The following is a 20715-nucleotide window of genomic DNA, read 5'->3' as shown; positions in this document are numbered from 1 at the left end:
TCAGATCAGTTTACAAATTTGGGAAGCTTCTTTTAGTACATTTCTCACCCGGTTTTCACTAAGACCTATCTTAGAAAGACTTTGCGGATCGGTAATAAGATCTTTTACAAGTATTTGGTCCAGAATCAGCAATTTCTCTTTTTCAACCATTGATAAGGTCGTGAGGCAGGTAATAGGGTAGAGTACTCCTTTATCAATTTTATTTTTGATGTTATTATTTTTCGGATAGTCCCAGCTTAAAAGCGAGATTCCGCTGCAATTGGCAAAGTTTTCAGCATCTTTAGTAAACCGGTTGTTGGTTACTATGATACAGGACGTAATGGTTTCATTATTAGAAAAAAGAGTATGTTTTTTTACTTTAAGATCATTGAAACGGGAAAGAATATACATAGGAACTTTTACATCTGAAGAAGCTTCTCTGCTGCTGTGAAATTTACATTCAATCATTGAGATGATGTTGTCTTTTTTCAGGATTACATCTACTTCATGCGACACACATTTTCCCGGCAGTATCAAGTTTGTTTTGGTTTTAAAATCTTCTGCAGCATAGAGTTGTGCAATAAATTTTTCAAAGAAAAAACCTGCCGGTCCGAGCATTTGTAAGGCAGCACGCAGGTTATAACGTGCAGCATGACCATTGGAGGCTTTTTTTAAAATAGCAAATGCCATTTTGTATATCTGTTTGGTCGTTATTCCTTCATACATCTGCTTCTGTATTTGGGCCAGTGATTCCTTGATGAGGTCAGGTGCAGCTCCGGATTTTTGAAGAGAAAGTTTTAGTTTTTCTATATCGAAAGGTACAATTTGCCCGGAGTGCTTTATTACTTTCATAGGGTTCGGGAGTTTTACGGGATAATTTTTTTAATTGTCAATACGACAAAAACGGTATGTACCTGAAGAATTTCTCTCCTCAGCCGCCTGTTCTTTTAGTATTAGCCAATTTTAATTTGTTTGACAGGTGTTTTAACGCTGCTGTTTTTTTTAGGCAGCATCACTCGTAAAACGCCATTTTTATAAGTAGCATCAATTTTATCAGTGGCTATGTTTTCAGGAAGTACAAATGAACGACTGAAAGAAGTGAAACAAAATTCTCTTTTTCTGAAGTTTTTATCTTCTTCTTTGAATTCTTGTTCTTTTTCTGCACTGATATTTAATACGCCATTATTGATCTCTGCTTTAAAATCCCTGCTTTCGAGTCCGGGTGCAGCCAGTTCAATCTCAAAATTATCAGTATTTTCTATCACATTTACATTGGGAATAAAACTTCCTGTCTGATTTTCAAAAGTGAAAAAAGGCGGAGTGTCAAAGAAACCCTCATTAAAAAAATCCTGAAAAAGACTTGGCACAGATGCCTTTTTCTTTGTTTTTGCCAGTGTTGTCATGATAAAACAAATTTAAATTAAACATTTGCTGAATTGTTTAATCAAAATTAGAGCAGATAACCGGGAGACATCATGATAAAAATCACTTAATAAAATGATATTCATCACATTAAAGATTAGTTTTTAATTTTACTCAGTTTTTCTAAATCTAGGACATGAATGCTGCTGGCTGTTTTTTCAATTAATCCTTCTTCTTTAAAATCCCTTAACGTTCGGCTTACGGTCTCCGGGGAAGTTCCTGAAAAAGCGGCAAGATCATCTCTGCTGAACTTAATAGAAGAACCGTCAGTGCTGTGCTGGTGTAATAAATGTACAATGACCTGGGCAATTCTTTTTCGCACAGACATATAAGCTATCTGTAAGAGACGAACCTCTTTTTCTCTCATATCATTAGCAAGAATTTTAATAAATTTTGCTCCTACATCCGGATAAAGAAAAAGAAGTTTGTCCAGTTGTTCCGTCGGCAAAAAACTTAAAACGGTTTCTTCGAGAGCAATAGTGGTGTCGTTATAAGTATCATTAGAAAATAGAATACTTATATCGAGATAATCATTTTCTTTGTAAACACCCGTAATGAGCTCACGACCATCTTCGGTAAGTTTTACGGTTTTAACTTTTCCACTGATGATGTAATAAATTCCTGTTACATGATCGCCCTCGTAATGAATGTATTGATTTTTTTTATAGGTTCTGGCGCTGCGTTCCAGCATAATTTCTTTAAGTTTAATCAGCCCATCTTCCTTAGAAATAAAAGTGTTGAGGTTTTCTGCCGTTTGTCCGTAAAACAGCTGTTGTAGTTCTCTTTTTTTGAGTCTGGCCTCGATAGCCCGTAAGAGTTCTAAATCATCAAAGGGTTTGGTTAGGTAATCGTCAACACCCAGTTCCATACCTTTTCTTATATCAACTCTTTCTGCTTTTGCGGTTAAAAAAATTATGGGTGTTGCCCGTGTTTCAGGATGTTTATGAAGAATGTGCAATACGCCAAAGCCGTCAAGTTCCGGCATCATAATGTCGCAAAGTACAATATCAGGTTTCATTCTAAGAGCGATTTCAACTCCCTTTTTTCCATTGTCTGCTTCAAAAACCTCATATCCTGAAAGTTCCAGTATCTCGACAACATTTTCTCTAATATTGTCATTGTCTTCAATGATAAGTATTTTAGTCATAACGCGGTAATTCAATAGTAAATAAGGTTCCTTTGTCAACAGCACTTTTAAATGATATAGTGCCGTTCATCAGGGATACATAGCGGGACACAATATGCAGCCCGAGACCTGTTCCGGGAATATTACCTGCGTTATGCGCCCTGAAAAAAGCCTCGAATAAATGCTCATGGTCTTCCTCAGGAATACCTATACCGTTGTCTTTGACATTGATTGTTATTGTATTTGAAGTCATAGAAGTAAAAAGCTCAATTTCGGTTTCTTCTCCGGAGTATTTTATAGCATTGGTGACCAGATTAATAATGCAGTTTTTCAGAAGATTTTTGTCTAATTTTACAAGTGTAACATCAGTATTGGGTAAGCTGATTATTTTTTGTTTTTTTTTGGTAAGAAGTTTTAATTCGCCAATAATTTCCTTTAAAAAATCCTGTAGATCAAAACAGGATATCTGCAGTGTAATTTTATTGGATTCCGCTTTTTCAAGAAGCAGGAAATCGTCCAGTATTCCGGTAAGATTTGCTATGGCACTTTTTATTTTGATTATGTGTGTTTCAATCTTTGTGTTATTTCCGCTTTCTGCATAACGCTGAATTAGGGACGAGGAGAGCTGAATTGTACTGAGTGGTGTTCTGAATTCATGGGAAGCCATGGATAATAGCCGGCTTTTAATTTTGTGTAGTTCTTTTTCTTTTTCTAGTGTGCTGCTAACTTCTTCTTTTGTCTGAGTTAAGGCATCAATGGTTTCATTTAAAGTGGCAGTGCGGTCTTTTACCAGTTCTTCCAAATGCTGCGTATATTGCATCAACCGGTTTTCTACTTCTTTTTGGTGCGTCATATCATGAATAAAGCCGGCAAAAATTCGTTCTCCCTCAAATTTTACTTCGCTTACGCCAAGTCTGAAGGGAAAAATGTTTCCGTCTTTTTTTCTTCCCAGTACATCCCGGTCGTGACCAATAATATGCGGAATTCCAGAGGATTTGTAACTCCCTAAGTAGGAATCATGTTTTTCTCTGTCGGGAGAGGGCATCAAAAGTGAAATGTTTTTGCCAATCACTTCGTCCGGACTATACAAAAAAAGCCTGCATGCAGAAGGGTTTATCGATTCTACAATTCCTTTTTCACTGATTGTAATGATGCCGTCAATTGCATTATCAATTATTGCATTTAAAAGCGCCTGATTTTTCATACAGCAATCGGTTTGTGGTGTAACAAATGTCGCAAAATGTTTTTGATAATCAGTATCTTACAGGCTTAATTTTTTTAAGAAAGAATTCTGTTCATTTGTGCAATCGCGCTCTGCCCTATAGAGGCATTTTTCTGTTCAATATTATCGTTTTTTAAAGCAGTATTTCTATTTTTAATACCATTAATCAAACCATCTGCATTAAAGTTGATACTCTGGCCTGAAGAATATAAAGTTCTCCATTGAGGCCATCTTTAGCCCACTCAAAATCCATCGGTTTTTCATAATGATCTTCTATAAGGAGCGCCCATTTGGCCAGTTTTTCAATTTCGGAATCTTGTAGAACAAATTTATCGCACCATTTTCTGGGAGTTACTTTCAGGACAGTAGAATTGATACCGGCTGCATTCTCATTATAAATAAGCATTTTATTTTTTTTGCCAAGAGTCTTCTGCAATATGGCCCTTTTATTATTTTTAAGAGAAGTCTTAAATACAACAAACTCATCGGGTGTAACAATCCCCTGAACGATTGTTTCACCCAGACCCCATGTACCTGCAATATGAATCAGGCTCCGAAATCCTGACTCAGGTTCTAGTGTAAATCCAATTCCCGAACAGGCCAAATCGGAGCGAACCATTTGCTGAATCCCTACAGGAAGAAACACTCTATCGTGATCAAAACCTTTATCCAGTCTGTATTTGATAGCTCTGTCCGTGTAGAGTGATGCAAAACAGCATTTAACGGCATATATAAGCGGCATAGTTCCCTTTATATTCAAAAAAGATTCGTGTTGTCCGGCAAAACTGGCATTGGCCACGTCTTCTGCTGTGGCGCTGCTTCTTACCGCAACAGCCAGGTCACTGCCACGGGATAAATCGTTGTAAGCAGATGAAATTGCGGTTTGAAGATTCAATGGGAATTTTGCAGCAAGCAATAACTTTCTGGCTTTTAAACCAATTTCATTTAAGTTCCTAAAATCTTCCTTATCCAAAAGTTTCATTAAATCATCCAGCGGAGCACTTAGGTTATTATAATGTATAAAATCTTTATAAGCAGCTGTTGTAATGGCAAAACCATTTGGAACTCTGATTCCCTGCGGAATTAGATTGTTATATATTTCTCCCAGCGAAGCATTTTTGCCTCCTACCTTGTCACTATCATTAATCCCTATTTGATTAAAATCTAAAATATATTTCTCCATTATCGCTGCTTTAAAATTGTGTGTTTTTAGGGCTTTAATTTTGAATTAAAGATAGACTGGCATCCCATTATTAGAAATGACTGCAATCATGTACTAGATTTTTTTGAGAATGCCAGACTTGGAGATATGTGATGCAGATCATTTTACAGCATTAAATAATAAGTGACATTTGTCTCATAGCAGTATATGCTGTTGGAAATCTGAATACAATCCTGTGCTAAAAAAGTCAAATGCCGGAAATTTTATAATTGGAAAAAAAAGCAATATGAAAACGAAAAAGACACAAGAGAAAAATAAATCAGTTTTTGAAAAACTTCGAAAAACCGATAAAAAAGGTTGTGAATATTGGAGTGCTAAGGAGCTTGCTAAATTGTTGGATTATCCTGAATACAGTTTGTTTTTGAAGGTAATAGACAAGGCAAAGGCAGCCTGTATTAATGCAGATCAGGATACAGGGATACATTTTAAAGATTTTAGTACGATAAAATCAGTGGGAGATGATTTGCAGCGAAATAATGGAGATATTAAATTATCGCGTTACGGCTGTTATCTCGCCATTCAGAATGGAGACCCAGATTTGAAGCCCGTTGCCCTGGGACAGGCCTATTTTGCAAGACAGACTCGTTTACAGGAACTAACTCAGCTACAGCAGCATAAAAAAATAAAAATTGTAAAAGAGAGAAGACTTTTTCTTCGAGAGGAACTGGCCAGAAGAAACCTTCAGCTTGCCGGTGCAGCCCGTAAATCGGGGATTACAAAACCTTCCGATTTTGCATTTTTTCAAAACCATGGCTACAGAGGGCTTTATGGAGGACTTGATGTAAAAGCAATCCGTGAGATCAGACATCTTGATTCTCATGAAAATATTCTGGATCATATGGATACTACGGAACTGGCGGCCAATTTGTATCGTATCACGCAAACTACAGAGAAACTAAGGAATGATAATGTAAAAGATATTGTTGATGCCAATAGTATTCATTTTGCGGTGGGATTAAAGGCTCGCAAGGCAATTGAAGATACCGGAAATGCTTTACCTGAAAATATGCCGGTTGTTGAAAATATCTATTTGGCAGAAAAAAAAGATAAAGAATTGAAAACTACAAAAAAAACAGTAAAAAAGAACGGTTCAGTAGCTGAAAGCTGACTGTAAATCAAGAGATAATAAGGATTTTAATCATTTTAAAAAAATAAATAGTTTTGAGTACAACAGAATTTTCACTACGATTGATAGCGGCATTAATAGCAGGATTAATTATTGGGTTCGAGAGACAATGGCATCACAAAGAAACAGGCCTGACCACCAATATGCTTGTTGCCACCGGAGCTGCTGCTTTTGTATTATTGTCTGTAAAAGTTTCGGCAACTGCTACAAATATCGATGTAACCCGAATTACGGCTCAGGTGGTCATGGGAGTTGGTTTCCTGGGGGCCGGAGTTATTTTTAGGGAAGGGCCAAATGTACACGGATTGAATTCTGCTGCTACCATCTGGTGCAGTGCAGCCATTGGCTGTATTACTGCTTCAGGTTATTTTAGTGAAGCTTTAATTTGTACGCTTTTAGTAACGATTGTAAATACCGTGCTCGAACCGGTAAATCAATGGTTAAGAAATAGAAAATAAGGAGATATTCACCTTTGGTAATAGGTAGTCGAAAAAAAATATTAGGCAAGCCTGTCCGTCCGGCTTATTAGATGTGTTTACAGTTTACTGGTTTTTTATACAAATGAAAGTCAGGTCTCTTTTATGAAAAGTAAATTTGCACTCAGAACCCCGTTCTGTATTTTACAGTCACACTTGACTCTTCCTAAAAATACAGGTATGAAATTAACATGATTTATATCACATTTTTGAGTGATTAAGATCATTTTTTCCACAATTATATTTTTACAATTTTGTTTCAATATCGATGTAATTGCTCTTTACACCTGCATATTGCACAAAAGAAATGCGGAAGATGACTGCTCTTTTTTGTTTATAAATATTGTTTAATTTTAAAATTAACACAATGAAACCTATAAAATTACAATTATCAGTAATCGTATTAATTTTTGCAAATTTCGTTGTTTATTCTTCTACGCCGCCTCCGCCCGGAGCTCCCGAGCCAGCAAGTGTCCCAATAGACAGTAAAATTCCTGTATTATTTGCAATTGGTATTTTATTAGGGGGTTATTTTATTTTAAAAAAAACATCAAAAACCTGTCATCGTTTTTTTTCAGGAGAGAACAACTGCCTTACGACTAAATAAAGATTTCTCAGAAGCGGATCGTTTATAAAACTTAATTTATGAAAAAAACAGTACTCCTTTTTTTGATATTGGCTACTACAAAGTGCCTATCTCAAATTTATTTCAGTCCTAATGCTTTCATGTATGTAAAAAATGAAGTATTGTATGTGCAGGAAAATGTAAATTTAGATTCCAACTCAAATTTATATTTACGAAATAATTCGCAGCTATTGCAAGGTTCTGCCAGTACATCAGGCAATACCGGGACTGGTAAATTATCAGTTTATCAGGAAGGAACAGCTGATAATTTTGATTATAATTACTGGTGTTCTCCTGTAGGAAATGCATCTGCCGTATCGGGAAATGAAAATTTCGGAATTACTATGCTAAACCGGCCGGCCACTTTAGTTACAGCGGTTCCTGCTGTTATTTTGCCTGCCAGTAATTATAATGGAATTGCCAATCCGCTTTCGATATCTTCGGCATGGGTTTACAAATTAACCAATGCAAACAATTATTCACAGTGGACTTTTGTCGGAGGGGCTTCCCTCATAGCACCCGGAGAAGGTTTTACAATGAAAGGAACCGGCGGAACAGATTCTACGGATCCTGAGGGAACAGGAATAGTAAACAATCCCGGAAGTGCCCAGCGATATGATTTTAGGGGAAAACCGAATGATGGTAACATCAGCATAACCCTGGGGGCCAATAATTCGACTTTAACCGGAAATCCATACCCCTCAGCGCTGCACTTAAATGCTTTTCTTTTAGATCCCTCAAATACGGCAACTGCTGGCATTGCTTACTTTTGGGAACAGGACAAAACTATAAACTCTCATTATCTAACGGATTACAGAGGAGGTTACGGAACTTATTCCCCGATTGCTTTAGCTTCAAATGGTATTTATGTACCTGCAACTTTTAATTCTTATAATGCAGACGGCTCTTTAAATACGACAGGATTATCATCAGGTCTTGTAATTCAGCGTAAATACTCGCCTGTCGGGCAGGGATTTGTAGTGAATGCCAATGCTAACGGAACAGCAGTATTCAAGAATGCACACAGAATATTTTATAAGGAAGGTGGCGGCCTGTCACAATTTGAAAAACATACATCAAAAGATAAAGAATCAAAAGGAGGAGCGTTTAAAGATCAGACTGCTGAAGAAGTATCTCATATAAAATTAAATACAATTATCAATAGTCAATTTACAAGACAATTGGCTTTGGCTTTTTCTCCGGAAGCAACAGATGGAATAGACAATGGAATTGATGCCCTGAACATGGATGAAGCACTTCCTGACGATGTTGCATTTTGGCTGGAAAATGGCAATTACGTAATTCAGGGACTAAATTTTGAGGAAGATAAAAGAATACCTTTAATAATTAAAGCCACGACAAATGCAACTTTCAAATTCTATATTGCCGAAGTAGTCAATTTTAGTGGTGCTCACCCCATTTATCTGTACGATGCCCATGATCAATCGTATCATGATATCAAAAATGCAGCATATCAGGTAACGGTTGCCCCCGGACTCTATAAAGACCGATTTAAAATTACATTTAAAAATACGGGTTCACTTGCACTCAATTCTGAAATTACGACACAGTTCTTTATTATACAAGACAATGCCAACAGTAGTTTAAAGGCTGCAAACCCGGATAATTTAGCCATAAAATCTTTTAAATTATATAATATGCTGGGTATGGTCGTACTATCAGCAAAAAATCTGGAAACAGCTCCAAGTTATGTTTTTTCAACAAGCGGATTAAGTCAGGGAATTTACATTGCAGAATTTTTAACTGTGGATAATGAAAAGCTAACGGACAAAATTGTTATATCCAATACAGGCAAGTAATATAAGGCATTCAAGAAAAAAACAAATTAACTAAGTTATTGGTATTGACAGATAAGCTGTATTTGTGAAACACCGATAGTTGTCTATATTTTTAGGAATCAGTCCAAAAAAAGTTTTTCGGGGATGTATTTAAGAGGTTCTCTTTCGATAATCTATAAACTCAAATATTATTATGAAAAAAAACAAACTATTCTCGTTATATCTATTGATAGTCTTAGCTTCGATAGAAACTTCTGCTCAAATAGGAATTGGTACTACTACTCCTCGGGCAGCTCTTGAAATTAATTCTGCTACGAATGGTTTTTTACCTCCGCGGGTAGCACTTACATCCATAACTGTTTCATCGCCCATAGTTAATCCGCAGACATCCGGAGCTCCTTTGGCCGGTACCATAGTTTATAATACGGCTACCGATGGCGTAACGCCCAATAATGTAACTCCCGGTTACTACGTCTGGAATGGAAATGTCTGGACAAAATTTTCAACATCCAATACTTCCACAGATGTTGAAGATGATCTTAGAGTTACGATTGACAAAGGAAGTAATTCTGCACAATTAGGAAATCTAACGGGAATTTCAGGTCCTGAAATCTGGTTTTTTCGTGATAATCAGGGAATAGAGGCAATGTCTTTTACGGTTCAGCTGCCACACAACTGGAAGGAAGGAAGTACAATTTACCCTCATATCCACTGGATTCCCAGAGCAAGTGCTTCCGGAAACATGGTCTGGAACTTAGATTATACCTGGGCCAATATGACCACTGGAACATTTTCTGCTGTCACAACAACAACGGTTACTGTAAATGGGCCTTTTGTCCTGAATAGTCATATTGTAAGTGACTTGACACCATCAAATTCAGGTATAAGCGGAGCTGGAAAAAATATCTCAAGTGTTCTAATTTGCCGCATCTGGAGGAACTCAGCTACCGCAAATGATACTTATGCAGCGGATGCAGGTGGTATATCGATGGACTTTCACATTTCAATAGTAAATCAATTTACCGAATAGAGGTTAACCTTCCCGTGTCTCTGCATGTCCCTGCATTTCATGATTTGGCAAAAAAAATACCTTCTATTTTGAGGAACAAATTTATTCAAAGCGTAGTATAATGTCAAAATAAAGTACAAGTAAATATGAGTTAAAATTTTAACAATCAATATTTTAACTCGTTTTCTTGTAGTTATTTTTTGTTATTTTATCCGGCTATTTTCCGATACAGAAATTAGCAAAAATATTCCCCAGTAATTCATCATTGGAAACCTGACCTGTAATTAGTCCGAATTGATATAAAGCTTCCCGAATATCAAGAGCCATTAAGTCACTTGAAAGATTCGATTCCAGCCCAAATTTCACTTTTTGTATTTCATCCAAAGCTTTTAATAAAGAATCGTAATGTCTTGTATTGGTTACAATTGTTTCATTGTTACGAAGAGCTCCGGTGTTAACAAAAGAAAGTAATTGATTCTTTAAATCTTCTACACCTATTTTGTCTTTAGCGCTTAGAAAAATTTGTTTCAGGTTTAAAGTTTCCAGTTCCTGACGTGTAGCCTGCAGCTGATCTTTCGTTAGCTGGTCTATTTTATTGCAGACAATCAAAATTTCTTTTAGAGGATATTTGTTTTTTATTTTCTCGATTTCTACTATAAAAGAAGCACTTGAAACCTGAAACTTCAAGCTATCCATTAAATAGATGACGAGCTGTGCCTGCTCTATTTTTTCGAAGGTTTTTTTAATTCCGATGCTTTCCACAACATCTTTTGTCTCACGAATTCCGGCTGTATCAATAAACCTGAAGCCGATTCCGCCAATGACCAATTCATCTTCTATGGTATCACGCGTAGTTCCTGCAATATCAGAAACAATAGCACGTTCTTCGTTAAGTAAAGCATTAAGTAAAGTCGATTTTCCGACATTGGGTTCTCCGACAATAGCTACCGGAATTCCGTTTTTAATAACATTTCCAACAGCAAAGGAATCGATCAAACGTTTCAGGACAAATTCAATTCGGTTTAATAATTCATGAAACTGACTTCTGTCGGCAAATTCTACGTCTTCCTCTGCAAAATCAAGTTCCAGTTCAATTAAGGAAGCAAAGTTCAAAAGCTCTTCGCGTAATTTGGCAATTTCATTACTAAAACCGCCACGCATTTGCTGCATGGCAATCTGGTGAGAGGCTTCATTGTCTGATGAAATCAAATCGGCAACAGCTTCTGCCTGTGATAAATCGAGTTTACCGTTTAGAAAAGCCCTAAGGGTAAATTCTCCGGCATCAGCCATTCGGCAGCCTTTTCTTAATAATAACTGAATAATCTGCTGTTGTATGTATGTGGATCCGTGACAGGAGATTTCTATCGTATTTTCGCCCGTATAGGAATTAGGACCTTTAAAAACAGAAACCAAAACTTCATCAAGTGTCTTGGAATCATCGACAATATGACCTAAATGCAAGGTATGTGTTTTTTGCTTAGTTAAATCCTTGTCTTTGATAGATTTAAAAACAGAATTTCCGATTGTAATCGCATCGGCGCCTGAAATTCGAATGATGGCAATTGCGCCGGCTCCCGAAGGTGTCGCCAGGGCAACTATAGAATCTTGATTTATCATGATGCAAAGGTATAAAAAAAGGCTCGAAATTACGAACTCACTGTAGGTGTACTTTGCTGTTTTTACAACCCGCTTTTTTACAATGGAAACGTTTTTTTGAATGAAAATATTAAATGTTAAATAACTGATAATTGTCAGGTTAGTTTGATTTTAGAATGATTAAATTTGAGAGAACAACTTATAAAACTGAAACAAAATGAAAAAGATATTATTCCCCACCGATTTTTCCGAAGCGGCCACAAATGCTTTTGTTCATGCTCTGGAATTTGCTAAAATTGTCAACGCTGAACTTATTTTATTGCACACTTTTGAGATTCCGGTTTACGACAGTCAGTTCTTTCCGGAAAATTATGCTTCCATTTACAGTTCTATTGAATTAGCGAAATTTGAGATGTTCAAAGATGAAATCCCAAAGCTGAGAACTATCGCTATGGAACGAAAATTAGAAGATATTGTGATCAAACACCGCCTGATGGACGGTGATTTATTATACAATCTAAAAAATGCAGTAGAAGAAGACAAGATAGATTTTGTTATTATGGGAACTTCGGGTGTTTATGACTGGACAAAGTTTTTTCTTGGATCGAATACCAGCTCTGTAATTTCAGGAGTAGACGTTCCTGTTTTATGCGTTCCTGCTGATGCTAAATTTAAAAAAATCAAAGTAATCGGGTTTACGACCCGTTATCGTGAAAAAGATAAAAAAGAATTGAGAAAAGTATTAAACATCGCTAAAAAAACGAATGCGAAAGTAAAAAGTCTCTATGTAAGAACCTCTGATTCTGATGTTTCTGAAAGTACAGTTAAAGAGTGGGAAAAAGAATTTGCAGGCGAAAATGTCGAGTTCCTGGTTTTACCGAGTGACGAAGTAAAAGAAACAATTCTTGATTTTGTACTTTATAAAGACATTGATGTTTTGGCTATGATTACACATAAACGTTCTTTTTTTGAAAGTATATTCGATTCGAGTTTTACCAAAAAGATTTCCAGACAAATGACTGTGCCTGTTTTGATTATGCATGAAGATTAATTTCCGTAAAAATCGAAAGCTGATTTTGCTGCGTAAAACCTATATTTGTATTTCATCAAATGAATAAAATGGATTTCTATCAAAATAAGCTTACACAGTATTCAGAACTTTTAAAAAAAATCAATAAAAGATACAACAGCATCAGTATTTTGCGCCTTTTAAGTGTTTTTCTTTGTTTGCTATTACTGTTTTACTATATCAAAACAAATGAAATGCATTATGTAACTTTTGCTTTTCTGTCTTTTGTTGGTTTTATTTTTTTAATGAAAATGCATTCCCGCTTATCTTTTCAAAAGCAGCTTACAACTGCTATTTTAAAAATTAATGAAAATGAAATTGCTTTTTTAAAGAGGGAAAAACTGCCTTTTGAAAATGGTATTGAGTTTAATGATTTTCACCATCCGTATGCCTATGACCTCGATATTTTTGGAGAACACTCTTTATTTCAGAATTTAAACAGGACCGCCACTTTTATCGGAAAAAAAACGCTTGCGAATCAATTGTTGCATACGCTGCCAAACGAAGCTATTTTAGAAAATCAGGAAGCTGTAAACGAATTAAAAACCAAAATCGACTGGAGACAGGACTTTCTGGCTTTGGCTACCATCAGCAATGATTCTAAAAATTCCTATGATTCGATAATGTACTGGAATTCATTTAAAAATAATTCTTTACCTAAAGTTTTAGTTGCACTTTCAATTTTACTTCCAATAGCGTTTTTTGGAATCTTAACGGCTTACTTTTTAACCTCGGAAACAATATTGTTATCGTATCTTACTTATGTCTTTATCGCAAATATGATTGTTTTAGGACAATCGTTCAAAAGAATTCAGTCCGAAATCGCAAAAGCAGACAACGTTGATAAAATTATTAAACAGTACAGTTTGCTGGTAGAAAAAATTGAGAAAGAAAAGTTTCAGTCCAAAAAACTAATTGACCTGCAACAACAATTGATTTTTAGAAATGCAGCGGCTAGTGTACATTTAAAGCAGTTATCTGAATTGTTTTCCAGAATGGATACCATCAATAACTTTGTGACGGCTATTGTTTTCAACGGTACATTTTTATTTAATCTTCATGTTTTAAAAGCACTTTTGAAATGGAAAGATAATTATGGTGCTGAACTTGAAAAATGGATTGCAATTATCGGACAATTTGAAGCATTAAACAGTCTGGCAAATCTGGCTTATAACAATACTGATTTTGTTTTCCCTGAAATAAATTCCGAATATAAAATTAGTTTTAAAGATTTAGCACATCCCTTACTAAATCCTTTGAGCAGAGTAGGGAATGATACTCATTTTTATCCTGAGTCGTTTATGATTTTAACGGGCTCGAATATGTCCGGTAAAAGTACTTTTTTGAGAAGTCTTGGTGTTAATATGGTTTTAGGCGGAATAGGTTCTGTAGTCTGTGCTTCAGAGGCTACTATTCATCCATTGCCAGTATTGGTTTCAATGCGATTGTCAGATTCACTTGCTGATAGTGAATCGTATTTCTTTGCTGAAATTAAACGTTTGAAACAAATTATGGACGCGCTCGAAAATCAGCCCGCATTTGTTTTGCTGGATGAAATTTTAAGAGGTACCAATTCTGATGATAAGCGAAACGGTACCATTGAAGTAGTAAAAAAGATAATTGCCAGAAAAGCAATCGGAGCAATTGCAACGCACGATATCGAAGTTTGCCTGACTACTAACGAGTATCCGGAGACTTTAACCAACCAGTGTTTTGAAGTCGAAATTCAGAATAACGATTTGCACTTTGACTATAAACTCCGCAGCGGAATTTGTAAAAATAAAAGCGCCACTTTCCTAATGCAGAAGATGGGGGTGATTTGATTTTAGATCATTCGATTGTTGGATTTTTAGATTTTTAGAAGCAAGATTTTAGAAGCAAGATGCACGATGCAAGATTTTAGGAACAAGATGCAAGATTTTAGAATTAATAGGTGCGTAGAGGGAAAAATCAAAGAATATAATACTCTAAGACTCTAATCAATTGATCAGCCTAAATTACAAATGATAGATAAAACCCCAATCTTGCATCTTACATCTTGTTTCTAAAAATCTAAAAATCTAAAAATCGAATAATCCAATAATCACTTCAGCAACTCCTTAATCGTTTCTACAAAAGTCTCGACTGGCTGTGCTCCTGAAACGGCATATTTTCGGTCAAAAGCGAAGAAAGGAACACCTTGTACTCCAAATTGCTGTGCTTCCATGATATCGGTGTGAACGTCGCTTAGAAACAGATTTTCATTTTCTAGGACTTTTAAGGTTTCAGCTTTGTCCAGTCCTGCTTTTTCAGCCAATTCCAGTAAAGTTGGACCATCATTCAAATCTTTTCCATCGGTGAAATAAGCCTTAAAGAAAATCTCTTCCATCTCGCCGCCTAATTTTTTAGTTTTAGCTAACTGGATAATACGATGTGCGGTAAATGAATTAGAGATAACAGCTTTATCAAAATGATAATCCAAACCAACGCTTTTTGCGCGTTCTGCGACACCTTTATGTATTTCTTTGGATTGTTCTACAGACATACCTTTTCGTTCCGCCAGATACGTATAAACATCTTTGCCGGGCTCGGGTGAAATAGTGGGGTCTAGTTGGAAGCTTTTCCATTCAATTTCAAATTCTTCATTTGGAAATTCAGCTAAAGCTGTTTCCAGTTGTCTTTTTCCGATATAACAAAACGGACACATGATGTCCGACCAAATTTCTATTTTCATATAGCGAAGTTAAAAAAAATGTTTCAGGTTTCAGGTTTCAGGTTTCAGGTTTTTTCTGAATAATTAACCCGATAGGTTTTAAACCTGTGGGGTATACTCAATTTCTTTTATCATGCTAGTAAATTCTTTTTTTAAGCCACTAGCCATGCCAGCTACAGAAAGACCATATTTTGCAAATTCATAGGCCTGAGCAACATTTTTAGTAGCAGTGAAATATCTCATGCACATTAATGCCAATCTGGCACGAGCCACAGATTGTAGCTGTTGCGGGATAGCTCCTTCGTCAAGATCCTTTACTGTGATAGAGCTAAAAACCTTATTAAGAGTGCTGAAAAAATCAAAGAATGGCAATGCCTCGTACTTTATTCTATTAATTGTAATATCAACATCATCGTCAGTATTTAAGGGAAAAACATCAAATTCATTGTCCGAACTTATTCGATGACGTATGTAACAATCAATTTCCTTTCGAGGCGAATCCTTATCATCATACCTTTTAAAAACAGGATCGACGCCTTAATTTATAAAGAAAACATTTGCAGAACTTTTCCTTTGAATATTGACACATTTTGTAAACTCATCGTTTTCTTTGAAAAAATCACTTTTGCCATTTGATTGAAAACCATTACCAATCAAAAAATCACCTATTTCTTTAATTCTCATATTTCATTAGATTCATCAATCCGGAAATTCAGCTAAAGCTGTTTCCAGTTGTCTTTTTCCGATATAACAAAGCGAACACATGATGTCCGACCAAATTTCTATTTTCATATAGCTAAGTTAAAAAAAAATGTTTCAGGTTTCAGGTTTTTATTTGTTTCACGTTTCAGGTTGCTACTGGTGATATTATTAACCGCAAAGTTCGCAAAGTTTTTTCAGGTTTGTGTTTGCGGCTAAGAACGCAAAGCTTTGCGTTCTTAGCCTTGCAGTCCTAAACAAAAAAAACTTTGCGAACTTTGCGGTAAAAACACAAATAAACCTAAGCGCATTTCAACCTGAAACTTGAAACCTGAAACAAAAAACACCCCCCAAATAAAAAACCGCAAATCTTAAAAAAAGAATTGCGGTTTCTAGGTATAAAAAATGGTTGGTTAATAGCGATATTTTTTTTTACAATGATATGTCTTTAATTCGAAACTAAAAAAGATCCCTGTAACAAAAAGAAGTTTTGATGTTAACTATTTAACATAACAGGCATTACCAGCATGGTAACCGTTTCTCCTTCTTCCAAACCATCCACCGGTGTTAAAATACCAGCTCTGTTTGGTAATGACATTTCCAGCATAATCATATCCGATTGTAAATTGGTAAGCATTTCAGTTAAGAAACGGGAATTAAAGCCAATTTGTAAGTCATCTCCCTGATAATCACAAGTCAGTCTTTCTTCTGCCTTGTTGGAGTAGTCAATATCTTCAGCAGAAACATTCAGTTCAGCTCCTGCGATTTTTAAACGAATCTGGTGTGTTGTTTTGTTAGAGAAAATGGCCACACGACGAACAGAACTTAAAAACAAAGAACGATCGATCATTAATTTATTTGGATTTTCTTTTGGAATTACCGCTTCATAATTTGGGTATTTTCCATCAATAAGACGACACATTAAAATATAATTATCAAACGAGAACGTCGCATTTGAATCATTATATTCTATTTTTACTTCAGCATCTGAACTTCCTAAAATACTTTTTAAGATATTCAAAGGTTTCTTTGGCATGATGAAATCAGCAACCTGAGATGCTTTTACATCTGTACGGGCGTATTTAACCAATTTGTGAGCATCAGTAGCTACAAAAATTAATCCTTCAGGTGAGAACTGAAAGAAAACACCTGACATTACAGGACGCAGATCATCATTTCCGGCAGCAAAAATAGTCTTGCTTACCGCAGTCGCTAAAACTTCGGCAGGAACTAAAGTTACAGATGGGTCTTCCAGGTTTACTGCTTTAGGAAATTCTTCTCCTGCAGCATAGGCCAAAGCATACTTTCCTGAGTTGGAACTAATCTCAACCGTATTGTTGTCTTCAACGGTAAAAGTTAAAGGCTGTTCCGGGAATGTTTTTAAAATTTCAAGCAAAAGTTTTGCAGGTACAGCTACGCTTCCTTTGCTTGTAGAATCGATAGATAAGGTAGCTGACATTGTAGTTTCAAGGTCTGAAGAAGAAACTGTTAACTCATTATTGTCCAGTTCAAATAGGAAGTTGTCTAAAATAGGCAACGTATTATTACTGTTGATTACACTACCTAAAACTTGTAATTGTTTTAATAAGTACGAACTCGATACTATAAATTTCATCTGTTTTGTTTTATTTTTTTGAAAATACTTTAGTTCTTTTAAAAACTAAGATAGATTTTACAAATATATCGTAAACAATCGTAGTTTCGTAATTTTTTTATTAACATCTATTTACTGTATTTCCTTTTGCGGAAGTAGGTAAATGCAAGTCCGAAAACCAATAAAATAAGAATTGGAAGCCCGATAGTTATGAATTGCGTAAGGCTGTAATTTTCATAAACTTTTTCCTTATCCAGTAATGGTAAGTCAAGATCTTTGCTTCTAATGTTAATAAGTCCGGTATCATCCAGTAAATAATTGATACAATTCATCATAAAATCTTTGTTGTCATAGAGATTTCCTGTGCGCTGATCGTACCCCAATTCTACCGGCATCCTGTTTTTATCCAATTGATTCCTTGCCAGATCACCATCGGAAATCACAATCATTTTGGTTGGTTTTCCTTTGGCTAAAAAGTTGTTTTCTTTGAAAGGCAAAATACGATTTTCAAAAGCAGAATGAAAAGAACCTTCCAGCAAAACTGAAAGCGGTAAATTTCCTTTACCTGCATAATCCTGAGGGGTAGTTTTTTCGGAAACAATATTTAAGCTGATTTCGGCCGGCGTTCCAATGAATTTGGAATATTGCGAGGATTGTAGTAAAACCGTTTTTTTAATTCCGTTTTTCAAAGTATCAATCGGACTCGCAAAATCAAATTTAATTCCGCCTAAATTTTTAACAATAGGGTGCTGACTGCCGGGATATACCAGTGGTGCGAATTTCCATAAAAAATCCTGATATTGTGTAGCGCTTCCCTGTTCTCCGGTGGCCAGTTTTATAGGGCTTCCGTTTTCGTCTTTTACCAAATCAGGATTGATTCTGAATCCGTATTTGAAAAACATATCGTTCAGGTTTAAATCTCTCGGATAGGCCAGCGTAGCGCCGGACTGATTGTATAAACTGTCCATATCGGCTGCCACCTGATCGATGAGCCAGAGTGTTTTTCCGCCATTCATGATAAACTGATCCAGCACCTGCTTTTCTTCATCAGAAAAAGTTTCGGTTGGTTTAGAAATGATGGCTAAATCGTATTTTTGTAAAGCTTCTAAACTTCCTGTCGGGTTTTTGGCAACGGAGTCCAGCGTAAAAGGCCCGATATAATAGCTTTCGCGAATCTGCATCAGCATTTTGGCGATATGAATTTCGTTTATTTCACCATTTCCTTTTATAATCGCAACCTTTTTCTGTTTGTCTTTGGTGATTTTATTGATGGCATCGGCAATCGAATATTCCAGGTGCTGAATAGACCCAATTACTTTCTGTGTAGTCGAAGCACCCATTCTGTTTTTCAACAAAGGAATATTTACTTCTTTATTGTTATACACCGCAATTGCCCATGGAAAAACCATTGCCTGGGATTGTTTTCCTTTGTCGTCAACCGTTATATTTATAGGTGTAAGACCTTTTTGGAACAATGATTTTACAACACTCATGCTTTCTTCTTCATTCTCCATTGGATTTACGAATTCAAAAACAATATTGTTGTTGTAAGCCTGAAATTCTTCTAATAATTGTCTGGTTTCCTGTTGCAGACGTCTGAAATCAGCAGGAAGATCGCCCTGCATATAGATTTTTATGGATAACGGGTTTTTGACTTGTTTTATGATGTTTAACGAAGTTTCGGATAAAGTATATCGTTTGTCCTTTGTTAAATCAAAACGATGGAAATATAAACTTCCCAATACATTTAAAACAATTAAAACGAAAACTGTAATACCTAATATTCTGATATTTTGTTGCGTTGATGCTTTCATTAGGCTTTAAAAGATTTTAATTTATAAACAGTAAAAGACAGGAACAAAACGGTGATGCTTAAAAAATAAATAACATCGCGCGTGTCAATTACACCCCTGCTCATACTTTTAAAGTGCTCCTGCATTCCAAATGCTGAAATGATTCCTGAAAAGCCGGGTAGTAAGGAGGCTAGGCCTTCAAATCCAAAATAAAAGAAAAAACACAGAAAAACAGCAATAATAAAAGCCACAATCTGATTTTCGGATAGGGTAGAAGTAAAGATTCCGATTGCTGAATAAGAAGCAATTAAGAACAACAATCCAAAATAAGACCCAATGGTGCTTCCCATATCAATATTGCCTTCCGGGAAACCCAAATTCGAAATCACTTTTACATAAATAAAAGTGGGAACAATTGCCAGTACGATTAAGAACAGACAACCTAAAAACTTTCCGTTTACAATTTCCCATATCGATAAAGGTTTGGTTAAAAGTAATTCTAAAGTTCCCTGTTTTTTTTCATCAGAGAAACTTCTCATAGTAACAGCGGGGATCAGGAAAATCAGAATCCAGGGCGCTAAGGTGAAAAATGGTGTCAAATCTGCATAACCTGTATCCAGTATATTATAATCTAATTTAAAAACCCATAAAAACAGTCCGTTGCTGATTAAGAACACAGCAATGACCAGATAGCCAATAGGAGAACCAAAAAAGGATTTTATTTCCCGTAAAATGATTGATTTCATGTATAACGTTTATTCGTTTTTATTTGTTTAATCGTTGATTTGTTTAATTGTTTCATGTTTCATGTTTCATGTTTCATGTTTCATGTTTGCAACTGAGACTGAAAACTGCGACTGCCAACTACTCCAGGCTCACCAGCTTATCCACGCTCCAGGCTTCCGGTTTTGCGTTGAATAATGTTTTGGTAAAACTCCAGACGGAATTAAAAAGTTCCGACTGCCTGTAATTTTCTAAATCTGCTTCTGTTTCCCAGTAACTATAAGTAAAAAAGATGCATTTGTCATTTTTGTCCTGATACAATTCTAAAAAACGATTTCCATCCGCCTTTCGTATTTTGTCTTTAACGGTTTCAAAATTTTCCAGAAAATCAGGAATCCGGTCTTCGTGAAAGCTCATTTTTACAATTCGGACAAACATCTTTATAATTTTAGATTTTAGATTGCTGATTTTAGATTTTTAATTTCTAAAGATTTTACAGGTGCGCAAAAATACCAAAATTGATTGTTCTTTTTAGTAAAAAAA

Annotated in this window: 20 protein-coding genes; 7 read left to right on the top strand and 13 right to left on the bottom strand. The window is 35.7% G+C overall.

Going from position 1 to position 20715, the window contains the following annotated elements; genetic code table 11:
* The 5 genes from GJU43_RS20395 to GJU43_RS20375 all read right to left on the bottom strand — a co-directional run bounded on the left by GJU43_RS20395 (position 1) and on the right by GJU43_RS20375 (position 4932).
* Complete coding sequence (locus GJU43_RS20395) at positions 1-831, bottom strand: ATP cone domain-containing protein (RefSeq protein ID WP_154343436.1); 831 nt, start codon at positions 829-831, stop codon at positions 1-3.
* A gap of 101 nt (positions 832-932) precedes the next feature.
* Positions 933-1382 carry an Hsp20/alpha crystallin family protein gene (locus GJU43_RS20390; protein WP_154343434.1) on the bottom strand — a complete coding sequence of 150 codons (450 nt, stop codon included), beginning with the start codon at positions 1380-1382 and terminating at the stop codon, positions 933-935.
* Positions 1383-1498: 116 nt separating this feature from the next.
* Entirely contained in the window at positions 1499-2548 is a 1050-nt protein-coding gene (locus GJU43_RS20385; protein WP_154343432.1) for a response regulator, read from the bottom strand.
* Entirely contained in the window at positions 2541-3731 is a 1191-nt protein-coding gene (locus GJU43_RS20380) for a PAS domain-containing sensor histidine kinase (protein ID WP_154343430.1), read from the bottom strand. Before GJU43_RS20380 ends, GJU43_RS20385 begins: the two co-directional genes overlap by 8 nt.
* 184 nt (positions 3732-3915) lie before the next feature.
* A complete protein-coding gene (locus GJU43_RS20375) occupies positions 3916-4932 on the bottom strand; it encodes a PEP/pyruvate-binding domain-containing protein (protein WP_154343428.1) in 1017 nt (338 codons plus the stop codon).
* A 265-nt stretch (positions 4933-5197) separates the two neighbouring features.
* Between GJU43_RS20375 and dinD the strand changes: the two genes are divergently transcribed.
* The 5 genes from dinD to GJU43_RS20350 all read left to right on the top strand — a co-directional run bounded on the left by dinD (position 5198) and on the right by GJU43_RS20350 (position 10027).
* Complete coding sequence (gene dinD / locus GJU43_RS20370; protein ID WP_154343427.1) at positions 5198-6079, top strand: DNA damage-inducible protein D; 882 nt, start codon at positions 5198-5200, stop codon at positions 6077-6079.
* Between the two features lie 53 nt (positions 6080-6132).
* Positions 6133-6555 carry an MgtC/SapB family protein gene (locus tag GJU43_RS20365; RefSeq protein ID WP_154343425.1) on the top strand — a complete coding sequence of 141 codons (423 nt, stop codon included), beginning with the start codon at positions 6133-6135 and terminating at the stop codon, positions 6553-6555.
* 385 nt (positions 6556-6940) lie between these two features.
* On the top strand, positions 6941-7180 hold the full coding sequence (locus GJU43_RS20360) for a hypothetical protein (protein WP_154343423.1): 240 nt from the start codon (positions 6941-6943) through the stop codon (positions 7178-7180).
* Between the two features lie 38 nt (positions 7181-7218).
* Entirely contained in the window at positions 7219-9018 is a 1800-nt protein-coding gene (locus GJU43_RS20355) for a T9SS type A sorting domain-containing protein (RefSeq protein WP_229655097.1), read from the top strand.
* Positions 9019-9190: 172 nt separating this feature from the next.
* Positions 9191-10027 carry a hypothetical protein gene (locus GJU43_RS20350; RefSeq protein ID WP_154343421.1) on the top strand — a complete coding sequence of 279 codons (837 nt, stop codon included), beginning with the start codon at positions 9191-9193 and terminating at the stop codon, positions 10025-10027.
* 195 nt (positions 10028-10222) lie between these two features.
* Here GJU43_RS20350 and mnmE read toward each other — a convergent pair whose 3' ends face one another.
* Complete coding sequence (gene mnmE / locus GJU43_RS20345; protein ID WP_154343419.1) at positions 10223-11623, bottom strand: tRNA uridine-5-carboxymethylaminomethyl(34) synthesis GTPase MnmE; 1401 nt, start codon at positions 11621-11623, stop codon at positions 10223-10225.
* 196 nt (positions 11624-11819) lie between these two features.
* Between mnmE and GJU43_RS20340 the strand changes: the two genes are divergently transcribed.
* Positions 11820-12653 (top strand): universal stress protein, encoded by an 834-nt coding sequence (locus GJU43_RS20340; RefSeq protein ID WP_154343417.1) that lies wholly within the window; start codon positions 11820-11822, stop codon positions 12651-12653.
* Between the two features lie 68 nt (positions 12654-12721).
* Entirely contained in the window at positions 12722-14494 is a 1773-nt protein-coding gene (locus GJU43_RS20335; protein ID WP_154343416.1) for a DNA mismatch repair protein, read from the top strand.
* A 260-nt stretch (positions 14495-14754) separates the two neighbouring features.
* On the opposite strand, the gene GJU43_RS20330 is transcribed toward GJU43_RS20335, so the two are convergent.
* The 7 genes from GJU43_RS20330 to GJU43_RS20295 all read right to left on the bottom strand — a co-directional run bounded on the left by GJU43_RS20330 (position 14755) and on the right by GJU43_RS20295 (position 20610).
* Positions 14755-15384 carry a DsbA family protein gene (locus tag GJU43_RS20330; RefSeq protein ID WP_154343414.1) on the bottom strand — a complete coding sequence of 210 codons (630 nt, stop codon included), beginning with the start codon at positions 15382-15384 and terminating at the stop codon, positions 14755-14757.
* A 78-nt stretch (positions 15385-15462) separates the two neighbouring features.
* Positions 15463-15735 (bottom strand): hypothetical protein, encoded by a 273-nt coding sequence (locus tag GJU43_RS20325; RefSeq protein ID WP_154343412.1) that lies wholly within the window; start codon positions 15733-15735, stop codon positions 15463-15465.
* Positions 15736-16062: 327 nt separating this feature from the next.
* Entirely contained in the window at positions 16063-16155 is a 93-nt protein-coding gene (locus GJU43_RS20315; protein ID WP_370455668.1) for a DsbA family protein, read from the bottom strand.
* 403 nt (positions 16156-16558) lie between these two features.
* Entirely contained in the window at positions 16559-17677 is a 1119-nt protein-coding gene (gene dnaN / locus GJU43_RS20310) for a DNA polymerase III subunit beta (RefSeq protein WP_132037587.1), read from the bottom strand.
* Positions 17678-17784: 107 nt separating this feature from the next.
* Entirely contained in the window at positions 17785-19470 is a 1686-nt protein-coding gene (gldG, locus tag GJU43_RS20305) for a gliding motility-associated ABC transporter substrate-binding protein GldG (protein ID WP_154343409.1), read from the bottom strand.
* Positions 19470-20195, bottom strand: coding sequence for a gliding motility-associated ABC transporter permease subunit GldF (gene gldF, locus GJU43_RS20300; protein ID WP_154343407.1), 726 nt, complete (start codon positions 20193-20195; stop codon positions 19470-19472). Before gldF ends, gldG begins: the two co-directional genes overlap by 1 nt.
* Before the next feature lie 118 nt (positions 20196-20313).
* Complete coding sequence (locus GJU43_RS20295; RefSeq protein ID WP_154343405.1) at positions 20314-20610, bottom strand: putative quinol monooxygenase; 297 nt, start codon at positions 20608-20610, stop codon at positions 20314-20316.
* Positions 20611-20715 lie beyond the last annotated feature (105 nt).

Source organism: Flavobacterium sp. LC2016-23, assembly GCF_009674775.1.
Classification (GTDB): Bacteria; Bacteroidota; Bacteroidia; order Flavobacteriales; family Flavobacteriaceae; genus Flavobacterium.
The sequence above is the reverse complement of the archived record's forward strand: the minus strand, read 5'-3'. Positions and strand labels throughout refer to the sequence as shown.

Coding starts and splice junctions, on each gene's coding strand:
- mnmE (WP_154343419.1), bottom strand. CDS start 11,623: ATGATAAATCAAGATTCTATAGTTGCCCTGGCGACACCTTCGGGAGCC.
- dnaN (WP_132037587.1), bottom strand. CDS start 17,677: ATGAAATTTATAGTATCGAGTTCGTACTTATTAAAACAATTACAAGTT.
- GJU43_RS20350 (WP_154343421.1), top strand. CDS start 9,191: ATGAAAAAAAACAAACTATTCTCGTTATATCTATTGATAGTCTTAGCT.
- GJU43_RS20390 (WP_154343434.1), bottom strand. CDS start 1,382: ATGACAACACTGGCAAAAACAAAGAAAAAGGCATCTGTGCCAAGTCTT.
- GJU43_RS20385 (WP_154343432.1), bottom strand. CDS start 2,548: ATGACTAAAATACTTATCATTGAAGACAATGACAATATTAGAGAAAAT.
- GJU43_RS20395 (WP_154343436.1), bottom strand. CDS start 831: ATGAAAGTAATAAAGCACTCCGGGCAAATTGTACCTTTCGATATAGAA.
- GJU43_RS20330 (WP_154343414.1), bottom strand. CDS start 15,384: ATGAAAATAGAAATTTGGTCGGACATCATGTGTCCGTTTTGTTATATC.
- GJU43_RS20315 (WP_370455668.1), bottom strand. CDS start 16,155: ATGAAAATAGAAATTTGGTCGGACATCATGTGTTCGCTTTGTTATATC.
- GJU43_RS20355 (WP_229655097.1), top strand. CDS start 7,219: ATGAAAAAAACAGTACTCCTTTTTTTGATATTGGCTACTACAAAGTGC.
- GJU43_RS20360 (WP_154343423.1), top strand. CDS start 6,941: ATGAAACCTATAAAATTACAATTATCAGTAATCGTATTAATTTTTGCA.
- GJU43_RS20335 (WP_154343416.1), top strand. CDS start 12,722: ATGGATTTCTATCAAAATAAGCTTACACAGTATTCAGAACTTTTAAAA.
- GJU43_RS20380 (WP_154343430.1), bottom strand. CDS start 3,731: ATGAAAAATCAGGCGCTTTTAAATGCAATAATTGATAATGCAATTGAC.
- dinD (WP_154343427.1), top strand. CDS start 5,198: ATGAAAACGAAAAAGACACAAGAGAAAAATAAATCAGTTTTTGAAAAA.
- gldF (WP_154343407.1), bottom strand. CDS start 20,195: ATGAAATCAATCATTTTACGGGAAATAAAATCCTTTTTTGGTTCTCCT.
- GJU43_RS20295 (WP_154343405.1), bottom strand. CDS start 20,610: ATGTTTGTCCGAATTGTAAAAATGAGCTTTCACGAAGACCGGATTCCT.
- GJU43_RS20375 (WP_154343428.1), bottom strand. CDS start 4,932: ATGGAGAAATATATTTTAGATTTTAATCAAATAGGGATTAATGATAGT.
- gldG (WP_154343409.1), bottom strand. CDS start 19,470: ATGAAAGCATCAACGCAACAAAATATCAGAATATTAGGTATTACAGTT.
- GJU43_RS20340 (WP_154343417.1), top strand. CDS start 11,820: ATGAAAAAGATATTATTCCCCACCGATTTTTCCGAAGCGGCCACAAAT.